The organism is Cronobacter muytjensii ATCC 51329, assembly GCF_001277195.1.
GTDB classification, from domain to species: Bacteria; Pseudomonadota; Gammaproteobacteria; order Enterobacterales; family Enterobacteriaceae; genus Cronobacter; species Cronobacter muytjensii.
Map to the genome: position 1 here is coordinate 3,211,531 of NZ_CP012268.1, position 12,929 is coordinate 3,224,459.

At 55.4% G+C, this 12,929-nt stretch carries 8 protein-coding genes and 1 CRISPR repeat array (1 of these 9 running past the window's edge); of the genes, 4 read left to right on the forward strand and 4 right to left on the reverse strand.

The window, feature by feature from the left end; all coding sequences use genetic code 11:
* Window positions 1–2,426: a CRISPR direct-repeat array (repeat unit 28 nt; unit sequence TTTCTAAGCTGCCTGTACGGCAGTGAAC); it begins 308 nt to the left of the window's first position.
* Window positions 2,427–2,804: 378 nt separating this feature from the next.
* The 3 genes from AFK63_RS14810 (at window position 2,805) to speD (ending at window position 4,937) form a co-directional block, all read left to right on the forward strand.
* Complete coding sequence (locus tag AFK63_RS14810; RefSeq protein WP_015386992.1) at window positions 2,805–3,152, forward strand: YacC family pilotin-like protein; 348 nt, start codon at window positions 2,805–2,807, stop codon at window positions 3,150–3,152.
* A 124-nt stretch (window positions 3,153–3,276) separates the two neighbouring features.
* Window positions 3,277–4,128 (forward strand): polyamine aminopropyltransferase, encoded by an 852-nt coding sequence (gene speE / locus AFK63_RS14815; RefSeq protein ID WP_108695704.1) that lies wholly within the window; start codon window positions 3,277–3,279, stop codon window positions 4,126–4,128.
* A gap of 14 nt (window positions 4,129–4,142) precedes the next feature.
* The gene (speD, locus tag AFK63_RS14820; protein WP_038864780.1) at window positions 4,143–4,937 is read left to right on the forward strand and encodes an adenosylmethionine decarboxylase; all 795 of its coding nucleotides are present in this window, start codon (window positions 4,143–4,145) and stop codon (window positions 4,935–4,937) included.
* Window positions 4,938–4,964: 27 nt separating this feature from the next.
* Here the strand turns inward: speD and yacL are convergent, their stop codons facing one another.
* Window positions 4,965–5,330 carry a protein YacL gene (gene yacL, locus AFK63_RS14825; protein ID WP_038864782.1) on the reverse strand — a complete coding sequence of 122 codons (366 nt, stop codon included), beginning with the start codon at window positions 5,328–5,330 and terminating at the stop codon, window positions 4,965–4,967.
* Between the two features lie 184 nt (window positions 5,331–5,514).
* On the opposite strand from yacL, the gene AFK63_RS14830 reads away from it, so the two are divergent.
* Window positions 5,515–5,901, forward strand: coding sequence for a hypothetical protein (locus AFK63_RS14830; RefSeq protein WP_038864784.1), 387 nt, complete (start codon window positions 5,515–5,517; stop codon window positions 5,899–5,901).
* Window positions 5,902–5,985: 84 nt separating this feature from the next.
* Here the strand turns inward: AFK63_RS14830 and acnB are convergent, their stop codons facing one another.
* From acnB to aceF, 3 genes are all read right to left on the reverse strand, one after another.
* On the reverse strand, window positions 5,986–8,583 hold the full coding sequence (gene acnB, locus AFK63_RS14835; protein ID WP_108695705.1) for a bifunctional aconitate hydratase 2/2-methylisocitrate dehydratase: 2,598 nt from the start codon (window positions 8,581–8,583) through the stop codon (window positions 5,986–5,988).
* An 810-nt stretch (window positions 8,584–9,393) separates the two neighbouring features.
* Complete coding sequence (gene lpdA, locus AFK63_RS14840) at window positions 9,394–10,818, reverse strand: dihydrolipoyl dehydrogenase (RefSeq protein ID WP_038864893.1); 1,425 nt, start codon at window positions 10,816–10,818, stop codon at window positions 9,394–9,396.
* Window positions 10,819–11,025: 207 nt separating this feature from the next.
* Window positions 11,026–12,927, reverse strand: a complete 1,902-nt coding sequence (gene aceF, locus AFK63_RS14845; RefSeq protein ID WP_038864788.1) for a pyruvate dehydrogenase complex dihydrolipoyllysine-residue acetyltransferase — start codon at window positions 12,925–12,927, stop codon at window positions 11,026–11,028.
* Window positions 12,928–12,929: the final 2 nt, after the last annotated feature.

The following is a 12,929-nucleotide window of genomic DNA, read 5'->3' on the forward strand; positions in this document are numbered from 1 at the left end:
CTGCCTGTACGGCAGTGAACATAGAGCGGGTTCGGCTTAATGCCGTGGCGTTTTTTCTAAGCTGCCTGTACGGCAGTGAACCTCGGCTGGCCTGAGTCGGAATATGAGGAGTGTTTCTAAGCTGCCTGTACGGCAGTGAACGCGAAAGTCGAGGGCGAGCGCGACGCGCTGGCTTTCTAAGCTGCCTGTACGGCAGTGAACTTCAGCCTTTAGCTGGCTCGGTGCCTGCGGGCTTTCTAAGCTGCCTGTACGGCAGTGAACGTCAGCAGGTATTCCGCTGGTGGGGGTCGGGTTTTCTAAGCTGCCTGTACGGCAGTGAACGCGCCCGTCGTCATAAACGCACACCGCCCTGCTTTCTAAGCTGCCTGTACGGCAGTGAACCGATACCCGGCACGTCAGTGCGCCCGGTGTCGTTTCTAAGCTGCCTGTACGGCAGTGAACGATGCGATTTTTTGCCCACTGCTGGCGGTGCTGTTTCTAAGCTGCCTGTACGGCAGTGAACTTGAAGTTGAAGGCGCGAGCGACCGCGGACATTTTCTAAGCTGCCTGTACGGCAGTGAACAATTGCTCCCCGATCTGCATCGAGTGAAGATATTTCTAAGCTGCCTGTACGGCAGTGAACTCTGCCGTTTCTATGTGGCGGTTCTGCCGTTTTTTCTAAGCTGCCTGTACGGCAGTGAACATGCCGTCATATCCGGCGCTGTAACAGCGACATTTCTAAGCTGCCTGTACGGCAGTGAACGGGAACGGCAATCGCCCAGAGCTGGCCGCCGGTTTCTAAGCTGCCTGTACGGCAGTGAACACTGCGTTACCGGATGAAAAGTTATCCACAGATTTCTAAGCTGCCTGTACGGCAGTGAACTGCCTATGGCCTGCATCTGGCTGAAGAGAATGTTTCTAAGCTGCCTGTACGGCAGTGAACGCGTTGTGGCGGGCGCTTAACGCCGTCAGCCGTTTCTAAGCTGCCTGTACGGCAGTGAACATCTTTAGAGTTAGCGGCGCGCCAGTGAGGTATTTCTAAGCTGCCTGTACGGCAGTGAACTCACCCCAGTTCAGATAGTAGACGCCGCCGGATTTCTAAGCTGCCTGTACGGCAGTGAACCGTCCATTAGTTCATTAATCTCGCAGCGGCGATTTCTAAGCTGCCTGTACGGCAGTGAACGTGTCTGCGATTCCCAGCTATAGCCAGAGTCATTTCTAAGCTGCCTGTACGGCAGTGAACCCTGTTGCAGTTCGCTGTAAGCCTTGATTGCTTTTCTAAGCTGCCTGTACGGCAGTGAACTGGCACGGAATAACGCTCAAAAGTGGCGTTGATTTCTAAGCTGCCTGTACGGCAGTGAACTCAAGCACCGTTCTAATCGCTATATCTTTCATTTTCTAAGCTGCCTGTACGGCAGTGAACATCTGATGACAATACAGTCAACATGACATTTGTTTCTAAGCTGCCTGTACGGCAGTGAACATTATCATTTTATGTGTCGATTTAGGATGTGTTTTCTAAGCTGCCTGTACGGCAGTGAACTGCCCACCGCCACTCGTCAGAGCGAGCGAGCTTTTCTAAGCTGCCTGTACGGCAGTGAACGGCGTGACGGATGCCGCCGCGGTGTTCCCTGCTTTCTAAGCTGCCTGTACGGCAGTGAACAATACGAGATTGACCAGGCGATTGCGGATATCTTTCTAAGCTGCCTGTACGGCAGTGAACGTATTGCCTGGCGTCTGTGTGTCGCGGTGTGCTTTCTAAGCTGCCTGTACGGCAGTGAACTTACTTCGTCGCGCGGCTTGCGGATTGCCGAAATTTCTAAGCTGCCTGTACGGCAGTGAACCCGATGCTTGGCCTCATTGTAAAGCGTTATGATTTCTAAGCTGCCTGTACGGCAGTGAACACAGGACATTGACGATATTAAACGCGGCGTGTGTTTCTAAGCTGCCTGTACGGCAGTGAACTAAGCGTCGTCAGCATGATTTTTGAAGCGGTTTTTCTAAGCTGCCTGTACGGCAGTGAACAAATCATCGTCCTTCAGGCCATCCAGCGCCATTTTCTAAGCTGCCTGTACGGCAGTGAACCGTGCGGCCAGTGCTGCGCCAGTACTGCTGAGTTTCTAAGCTGCCTGTACGGCAGTGAACCTAACAGCCTGTCGCGCCGCAGAGGAATCTATTTTCTAAGCTGCCTGTACGGCAGTGAACATGTGAGTAGTAAGCGCGAGCCATATCACCAGATTTCTAAGCTGCCTGTACGGCAGTGAACGTCTGGTGCCCACGACTCGCGAGTTCGGGAAATTTCTAAGCTGCCTGTACGGCAGTGAACGTTTGCCGCTCGCTGACTCGCCCGCGCCGCGGTTTCTAAGCTGCCTGTACGGCAGTGAACCACGAGCATTGATTACTTGCGCTTTACCTACATTTTCTAAGCTGCCTGTACGGCAGTGAACAAGAGCGAATATTACCAGGTTGTTTGAATTAAAAACAAATTTCTTCTTTTTCTTCCTGAAACCCTTTTTTTAACGTGAACGTCGAGCGCTATAAAAATCAATATCTTAAGGACGGGCGGTAAAAAAGGGTCTTAAGCGGCAGATTTCACAGCGGTGGTTTTATTTTAAACCTCTTCATTGTTCCGCCTTCGGCATATCAACCTGCGGGTTTTTCGTTCCTCTGTTAAAGACAGCCTTTTTGTTCGCTGTCTTACCTCTGACGTTGGCGCAAAGCCGCCTGAGATGGGCATTTAACGGCCAATGGAAGGGCGAAATATCCTCGTCGCGCCTGAACGAAATGTGCTATCGTTTGGTATCGGTTGGCGAGTGGTAGACGTGATGAGAAAAGTAGTCAGGCTAATGTTTCTGGGCTGTCTGTTGGCCTTTTCCACCAACAGTTTTGCGCTGAGTGAATCAGAAGCGGAAGACATGGCCGACCTGACGGCTGTTTTTGTATTTCTGAAAAATGATTGCGGCTACCAGAACCTGCCGAACGGGCAGATCCGCCGCGCGCTGGTCTTTTTCGCCCAGCAGAATCAGTGGGATTTAAGCAACTACGACAGCTTTAATATGAAGGCGCTCGGCGAGGACAGCTATCGCGATCTGAGCGGCATCGCTATTCCTACCGCGAAAAAATGCAAAGCGCTGGCGCGAGACTCGCTCAGCCTGCTTGCTTACGTGAAGTAATCCCCTCCCCCTGCCCCTCTGGTGAAATCGTGACCGTGCATCCACGGTCATAGTTAGCTATGATGTTGCGCCCGTTTTTAAGGGTTGTTAACGAAGGAGGTATCTGCCAGTGACCGAGAATCCTATGTGGCATGAAACGCTGCACGATCAGTTTGGTCAATACTTTGCCGTCGACAAAGTGCTCTATCGCGAAAAGACCGATCATCAGGATCTGATTATTTTCGAAAACTCTGCCTTTGGCCGGGTGATGGCGCTGGACGGCGTGGTGCAAACCACCGAACGCGACGAGTTCATCTATCACGAAATGATGACGCATGTGCCGCTGCTGGCCCACGGCCACGCGAAGCGCGTGTTGATTATCGGCGGCGGCGACGGCGCGATGCTGCGCGAAGTGACCCGTCATAAGGGCGTGGAATCCATCACGATGGTGGAAATCGACGCGGGCGTAGTGGCGTTTTGCCGCGAGCATCTGCCCAATCACAACGCCGGAAGCTACGACGATCCGCGCTTTACGCTTGTCATCGACGATGGCGTGAATTTCGTCAACCAGACCACCCAGAAATTCGATGTGATTATCTCCGACTGCACCGATCCTATCGGTCCGGGCGAGAGCCTCTTCACCTCGGCGTTCTACGAAGGGTGCAAGCGCTGCCTGAATCCGGGCGGGATTTTCGTTGCGCAGAATGGTGTCTGCTTCCTGCAGCAGGATGAAGCCATCGGCAGCCATAAAAAGCTCAGCCACTATTTTGGCGATGTCAGCTTTTATCAGGCCGCCATCCCGACCTATTACGGCGGCATTATGACCTTCGCCTGGGCGACCGATAACGAGGCCCTGCGTAAACTGCCGACCGAGACCTTACAGGCGCGCTTTCACGCCGCCGGGCTGAAGTGCCGTTATTACAATCCGGCCATTCATACGGCAGCCTTCGCTCTGCCGCAATATTTGCAAGATGCCCTGGCGTCTCAGGCATCCTAAGGAGGTGATAAAAATTGAAAAAGCTGAAACTGCATGGCTTTAACAACCTGACCAAAAGCCTGAGTTTTTGTATTTACGATATTTGCTACGCCAAAACGGCGGAAGAGCGCGATGGCTATATCGCGTATATCGATGAACTCTATAACGCTAACCGTCTGACGGAAATCCTGACGGAAACCTGCTCGATTATCGGCGCCAATATTCTGAATATCGCCCGCCAGGACTATGAGCCCCAGGGCGCCAGCGTCACGATTCTGGTGAGCGAAGAGCCGGTCGACCCGCAGCTTATCGACAAAACCGAGCACCCTGGCCCGCTGCCGGAGACCGTGGTCGCGCACCTCGACAAGAGCCATATTTGCGTCCACACTTACCCGGAAAGCCACCCTGAAGGCGGCCTGTGCACCTTCCGCGCCGACATCGAAGTCTCAACCTGCGGCGTGATTTCGCCTCTTAAGGCGCTGAATTATTTAATCCACCAGCTTGAGTCCGATATTGTGACCATCGACTACCGCGTGCGCGGCTTCACCCGCGACGTGAACGGCATGAAGCACTTTATCGATCATGAAATTAACTCGATTCAGAACTTTATGTCTGACGACATGAAAGCGCTGTATGACATGGTGGACGTGAACGTTTATCAGGAAAACATCTTCCATACCAAAATGCTGCTTAAGGAATTCGACCTTAAGCACTATATGTTCCATACCCGCCCGGAAGAGTTAACTGAAGAAGAGCGTAAGGTCATTACCGACCTGCTCTGGAAAGAGATGCGTGAAATCTATTACGGACGCAATATTCCGTCCGTATAACCCCGCGCGGCGCATGGACGCGCCGCGTTATCCGTACTGCGCCAGAAAGTCGCGGTACGCATTCACCACCTGCAGGAAATCTTCGACGCCGCACAGTGACAGGCTCTCTTCATCGTAGTAGCTCATGCCTTCTTCCATTTCGTCGCCGGAAAACTCCAGCTGATTGGCGCGCACCATTACTTCTTCGCCATCGAGCCACAGCGTGTATTCATGACCGGTCTTCTGCCACTGCCGCTCGCTGCCCTTGACCTCGCGCGCCGCCGCTTCGACTTCATCCAGCAGCGCCAGGTTGCCTTTCACTTCTTCATTAAACCAGTGCCCGAGCGCTTCGTGGCCCATTGAAAGACGGACTTTCACCACGCCGGTGATGTCGCGTAAAAACTCATAATCCATGGTGTTTTCCTCTGGCCCGGCGCTGCCTGGCCGCTGCATTGTTTATCGCTTGTTATTATCGCAGCATGAAACGGAAAGAAAAGCGCCGCCGCCGACGAAACTGAAAACGCCGCGGTAGACGAGCCGTTGCATGAGCTGTGTTACTCTTGGTTTATCTTAAGTACTGCTGTAATGGGATGTGCCTGTGAATAGTTCTCTTCTTCGCCGCGCGCTGCTGCTCGCCACCGCCGCGCTGCCGCTCTCCTGCGCGTATGCCGGCGAGGCCGTGCGTCTTGAATGCGTTAACCGCGGTAACGTGCTGGTTTCGTTTTTCAAATACCACCTTTCAACGATGAAGTGGGAAGATCACTTCCAGATTGCCTCGGGCATTGAGAAGAGCAAAACTGACAACGGCGTGCCTTACGAGACGATTTCCTTTCGTAACGGCGACGATCTCATCTACTTCCCGGAAAAAGAACGCTATGTGCTGTTCGATGCCGGTAAACAGAAACCGGAACGCTGTCAGGTGGAAGGCGAGTTTACTTACCCTGTTGTGAGTCTGCCGCGTTACGACGGCAAAGCGAATTCGTAAGCGGTAACGCCCATAAAAAAGGGAAGCCAGTGGCTTCCCTTTTTACTGACCAGCCCGGCGCATTTCGCGCCAGGGCGGGTTGCGTTATACCGCCGTCTGGAAAATCACGCCGTCCGCTTTCTCTGTGTACTGATTCAACTGGTCGAAGTTCAGATAACGGTACGTGTCCACGGCAGTTTTATCTACCTGAGACATGAACTGCTGGTACTCGTCCGGCGTCGGCAGGCGGCCAATCAGCGCCGCGACAGCGGCGAGTTCGGCAGACGCCAGATAGACGTTCGCGCCAGTGCCCAGACGGTTCGGGAAGTTACGGGTTGAGGTGGACACCACCGTCGCGCCGTCCGCCACACGCGCCTGGTTACCCATGCACAGCGAGCAGCCCGGGATCTCGATACGCGCGCCGCTCTTACCAAAGACGCTGTAGTAGCCCTCTTCAGTGAGCTGCGCGGCGTCCATACGGGTCGGCGGTGCCACCCACAGACGGGTCGGCAGCTGGCCTTTATGGGTATCCAGCAGCTTACCGGCAGCACGGAAATGGCCGATGTTCGTCATGCAGGAGCCGATAAACACTTCGTCAATCTTATCGCCAGTGACGTCAGAGAGCAGACGCGCGTCGTCCGGATCGTTCGGCGCGCACAGGATAGGCTCTTTGATTTCATTGAGATCGATATCGATCACCGCCGCGTATTCCGCGTCAGCATCCGCTTCCAGCAGCTGCGGATCGGCAAGCCACTTCTCCATACCCTGGATACGACGCTCCAGCGTACGACGGTCGCCGTAGCCTTCTGCAATCATCCACTTCAGCAGCACGATGTTGGAGTTGAGGTACTCGATGATCGGCTCTTTGTTGAGCTTGATGGTGCAGCCCGCCGCAGAACGCTCGGCAGAGGCGTCGGTCAGCTCAAACGCCTGCTCGACTTTCAGATCCGGCAAACCTTCGATTTCCAGAATGCGACCAGAGAAAATGTTTTTCTTGCCTTTCTTCTCAACGGTCAGCAGGCCCTGCTGGATGGCGTAGTAAGGGATAGCATGCACCAGGTCGCGAAGCGTAATCCCCGGCTGCATCTGGCCTTTAAAGCGCACCAGCACGGATTCCGGCATATCAAGCGGCATCACGCCGGTCGCAGCCGCGAACGCCACAAGCCCTGAGCCCGCCGGGAACGAAATGCCGATCGGGAAACGGGTGTGGGAGTCGCCGCCGGTGCCGACGGTATCCGGCAGCAGCATGCGGTTCAGCCAGGAGTGAATAACGCCATCGCCCGGACGCAGCGACACGCCGCCACGGTTCATGATGAAGTCAGGCAGCGTGTGGTGCGTAGTCACGTCAACCGGCTTCGGATACGCCGCCGTGTGGCAGAAGGACTGCATCACGAGATCGGCGGAGAAACCCAGGCACGCCAGGTCTTTCAGCTCATCGCGGGTCATCGGGCCGGTGGTGTCCTGAGAACCTACGGAGGTCATTTTCGGCTCGCAATACGCGCCCGGACGAACGCCGGCGACGCCGCACGCGCGGCCCACCATCTTCTGCGCCAGGGAGTAGCCGCGGTTGCTTTCCGCCACATCTTTGGCGTGACGGAAGACATCGCTGTGCGGCAGGCCCAGCGCGTCGCGCGCTTTGGTGGTCAGGCCGCGACCAATGATCAGCGGAATACGACCGCCCGCGCGCACTTCGTCGATCAGCACGTCGGTTTTCAGTTCAAAATTCGCCAGCAGTTCGCCAGTTTCGTGGTTGCGTACTTCGCCTTTGAACGGGTAGATGTCAATCACATCGCCCATGTTCAGGTTTGACACATCCACTTCGACAGGCAGCGCGCCCGCATCTTCCATCGTGTTGAAGAAAATCGGCGCGATTTTGCCGCCGAGTACCACGCCGCCGCCGCGTTTGTTCGGCACGAACGGGATGTCATCGCCCATAAACCACAGCACGGAGTTGGTGGCGGATTTACGGGAAGAGCCGGTGCCGACCACGTCGCCGACGTAGGCCAGCGGGAAGCCTTTCTGCTGCAGGGCCTCGATCTGTTTTATCGGGCCGACGACGCCTGGCTGATCCGGCTCAATGCCTTCACGGGCGTTTTTCAGCATCGCCAGCGCATGCAGCGGAATATCCGGGCGCGACCAGGCGTCCGGCGCCGGGGAGAGATCGTCGGTGTTGGTTTCGCCGGTCACTTTGAACACGGTGACGGTGATTTTTTCAGGCAGCGACGGGCGCGACAGGAACCATTCGGCGTCTGCCCAGGATTGCATAATCTGCTTCGCGTACGCGTTGCCCGCTTTGGCTTTCTCTTCCACGTCGTAGAAGTTATCGAACATCAGCAGCGTGTGGGACAGCGCTTTGGCGGCAATCGGCGCCAGCTTTTCGTTATCCAGCGCTTCAATCAGCGGATGAATGTTATAACCGCCCTGCATGGTGCCTAACAGTTCAACGGCTTTTTCAGGGGTTACCAGCGGGGAGGATGCTTCACCTTTGGCGACAGCGGCAAGGAAACCTGCTTTTACATAGGCGGCTTCGTCAACGCCCGGGGGTACACGGTTGGTCAGCAGGTCTAACAGAAACTCTTCTTCACCCGCGGGCGGGTTCTTCAGCAGCTCGACAAGTGCGGCCATTTGGGTTGCATCTAAGGGTTTGGCTACAATCCCCTCGGCGGCACGCTCAGCTACGTGCTTACGGTATTCTTCTAGCACGACGGTTCTCCTCGCTCTCATTGTCATAGTCGGAGCCAGGCTTCTCTCTTCACGCTCCTGTGAGACAGCAGTTTGTAGGGTAAATGCCCGGTTCCGCGACGGGCAGAATAGCAGGAATTTGGTGAAGTGTTAATCTGTTTACAAAAAAGCAACATTAAATCTTTGCTGAATCGTTAAGGTCCGCAGAACGCATTTCCGAAGTGCGATTTGAGGCACAAAAAAACCGCCGGGTGGCGGTTTCCTTGTTGTGCGCGGGTGATAGCAGACACCGTTGCACCGTTTATGTGGCAAGCATGACACAGGGCGAATGATGGCAACAGAATGCTCTGCTCGTAAGCCCGGCTGTACGTTTTGCGTACCGCTTTCAGAATTTACATGTAACTTGCTGCAAGCGCTGAAATCCCCTTCCGCCCTTCTCTTCGAACCGCTAAATTAGCGCCTGGCCTGCTTCGCTGGTGTAGCAGCCAGTCACCGGGCCCGGAAGCAGTTCCATCAACCTGTGTGGCAAGCATGACATACTTGCCTGGTTCTGCCTTTCGCGGTGATGAGAGGATCAACGTAGCGCCTTCGGGACTACTCGCAATGGAGATGCGTTGGCTTATTACGCTCATCGTTGCGCGGGGTTCACTGCTGGCGGCGTCGCACGGTGGCTGGAAGATTTCCGGCACCACGGTGCTGCTGGTGTTGAATCGCTGGTGTTGAATCGCTGGTGTTGAATCCGGGCAATTACGCGGCTTGCCGCCCGCAAGGGCGGTTTTTCAGCCATAAAAAAACGCCTCCGTAGAGGCGTTTATTCATCAGGCGAGAAACTTATTTCTTCTTCGCTTTCGGGTTCGGCAGGTCGGTGATGCTACCTTCGAACACTTCCGCCGCCAGACCTACAGATTCGTGCAGCGTCGGGTGCGCGTGGATGGTGAGCGCGATATCTTCCGCGTCACAACCCATCTCGATAGCCAGACCGATTTCACCCAGCAGCTCGCCGCCGTTGGTGCCGACAATCGCGCCGCCGATAACACGGTGGGTTTCTTTGTCGAAAATCAGTTTGGTCATACCGTCTGCGCAATCGGAAGCGATAGCACGGCCAGAAGCTGCCCACGGGAAGGTGGCGGTTTCATAGCTGATGCCTTTCTCTTTCGCTTCTTTCTCGGTCAGACCCACCCATGCCACTTCCGGCTCGGTGTAAGCGATGGACGGGATCACTTTCGGGTCGAAGTAATGCTTCATGCCCGCGATCACTTCAGCGGCCACGTGACCTTCGTGCACGCCTTTGTGCGCCAGCATCGGCTGACCGACGATATCGCCGATAGCGTAGATGTGCGGCACGTTGGTGCGCAGCTGCTTGTCAACGCGGATGAAGCCACGGTCGTCCACTTCCACGCCCGCTTTGCCCGCATCCAGGTTTTTGCCGTTCGGCACGCGGCCGATAGCTACCAGCACGGCGTCGTAACGCTGCGCTTCGGCAGGCGCTTTTTTGCCTTCCATGGAAACGTAAATACCGTCTTCTTTCGCTTCAACGGCAGTGACTTTGGTTTCCAGCATCAGGTTGAATTTCTTGCTGATGCGCTTGGTGAAGACTTTAACGATGTCTTTGTCGGCAGCCGGGATAACCTGGTCGAACATTTCAACCACGTCAATCTCTGAACCCAGCGCATGGTAAACGGTACCCATCTCCAGACCGATGATACCGCCGCCCATGACCAGCATGCGTTTCGGTACTTCTTTCAGCTCCAGGGCGTCGGTGGAATCCCATACGCGCGGATCTTCGTGCGGAATAAACGGCAGCTGAATCGGACGAGAGCCCGCCGCGATAATCGCGTTGTCGAAGTTGATCACGGTTTTGCCGTTCTCGCCTTCCACTTCCAGGGTGTTCGCGCCTGTGAATTTACCGAGGCCGTTCACCACTTTGACTTTACGGCCTTTGGCCATACCAGCCAGACCGCCGGTCAGCTGATTGATAACTTTTTCTTTCCAGGTGCGGATTTTGTCGATGTCAGTTTTCGGCTCGCCAAAAACGATACCGTGCTCGGCCAGCGCTTTCGCTTCTTCGATGACTTTCGCAACGTGCAGCAGAGCTTTAGAAGGGATACAGCCTACGTTCAGGCAAACACCACCCAGGGTGTTGTAACGCTCGACGATTACGGTTTCCAGACCTAAGTCAGCGCAACGGAAGGCCGCAGAGTAACCTGCCGGGCCTGCCCCAAGTACCACGACCTGAGTTTTGATTTCAGTACTCATCATGACCTCTTTGTAATTTTCCGGCGGGTCTGACGCTTATGTTTTAACGCCCATCATCCACCGGGACGTTCTATCCGCTCGCATTTTACAAAACTGTTAACAATTTTGAAACAACAAACGGCAAACGAATCCTTTTGGCATCGGATAATTTCGCACAGTCTGGCGGAATTACCAGAAAAAAGCCGGCCGTCAGGCCGGCTTTTTCGCTTACATCACCAGGCGGCGAATGTCCGACAGGGTGTTGTTAATGATGGTGATGAAACGCGCACCATCAGCACCGTCGATCACGCGGTGGTCGAAGGACAGAGAGATCGGCAGCATGAGGCGCGGCACAAACTCTTTACCATTCCACACCGGCTCCATCGCAGACTTGGAGACACCGAGGATAGCCACTTCCGGCGCGTTCACGATCGGCGCGAAGTGGGTGGTGCCCAGGCCGCCGATGCTGGAGATGGTGAAGCAACCGCCCTGCATTTCGCCGGCAGTCAGCTTACCGTCACGCGCTTTTTTGGAGATAGTCGTCAGTTCGCGGGACAGCTCGGTAATGCTCTTCTTGTTCACGTCTTTGAAGACCGGAACCACCAGACCATTCGGGGTATCAACCGCAACACCGATGTTGATGTATTTCTTCAGCGTCAGGCGCTGGCCATCTTCAGACAGCGAGCTGTTGAAGCGCGGCATCTGCTCAAGGGCCGCAGCAACGGCTTTCATGATGAAGACTACCGGGGTGAATTTCACATCCAGTTTACGCTTCTCAGCTTCGGCGTTCTGCTGTTTGCGGAATGCTTCCAGGTCAGTGATGTCGGTTTTGTCGAAGTGCGTAACGTGCGGGATCATCACCCAGTTACGGCTCAGGTTCGCGCCAGAGATTTTCTGGATGCGGCCCAGCTCGACTTCTTCCACTTCACCAAACTTGCTGAAGTCCACTTTCGGCCACGGCAGCATGCCCGGGATACCGCCGCCAGTGGCAGCAGCCGGCGCCGCTTCAGCGCGTTTCACCGCGTCTTTCACGTAAGCCTGAACGTCTTCGCGCAGGATACGGCCTTTACGACCGGTGCCTTTCACTTTCGCCAGGTTAACGCCGAACTCGCGCGCCAGACGACGGATAAGCGGAGTGGCGTGGACGTATGCGTCGTTTTCAGCAAACTCAGATTTGCCTTCCGCTTTCGCAGGCGTTGCAGCCGGTTTATCCGCTTTCGCCGCCGGAGCCGGTGCCGCCGCTTCCTGTTTGGCCGCCGGAGCCGCAGCAGGTGCTGCGCCTTCCACTTCGAAGACCATGATCAGAGAGCCGGTGGAGACTTTATCGCCCACGTTCACTTTCAACTCTTTCACGGTGCCTGCGAACGGCGCCGGAACTTCCATAGAGGCTTTGTCGCCTTCTACGGTGATAAGAGACTGTTCAGCGGTGACTTTATCGCCCACTTTCACCAGCACTTCGGTCACTTCGACTTCATCGCCGCCGATATCCGGCACGTTGACGTCTTTCGCGCCCGCAGCGGCGGCCGGCGCGGTTGCAGCCTGCTCAGTCACCTGCGGTTTCGCTTCAGCTGCCGGCGCAGCGCCTGCGACTTCGAAGACCATGATAAGAGAACCGGTGGAGACTTTGTCGCCGGTGTTGATTTTGATCTCTTTCACGGTGCCCGCAAACGGCGCCGGGACTTCCATAGAGGCTTTATCGCCTTCTACGGTGATAAGAGACTGTTCAGCGTCAACGTTGTCGCCGACTTTAACCAGGATCTCGGTGACTTCAACTTCGTCGCCGCCGATATCCGGTACGTTAACTTCTTTTGCGGCCGCAGCAGCCGGGGCAGCAGACTGCGCCGGTGCCGCTTCTTTCTTCTCTTCTGCCTTAGCAGGTGCAGCTGCTGCTGCACCGTCGGCGGAATCGAAAATCATGATCAGTTTGCCGGTTTCGACTTTGTCGCCCACGGACACTTTGATCTCTTTGACCACGCCCGCCTGCGGAGACGGAACTTCCATAGAGGCTTTGTCGCCTTCTACAGTGATCAGCGACTGTTCAGCTTCTACTTTGTCGCCCACTTTGACCAGGATCTCGGTGACTTCAACTTCGTCCGCCCCGATGTCCGGTACATTGATTTCGATAGCCATTC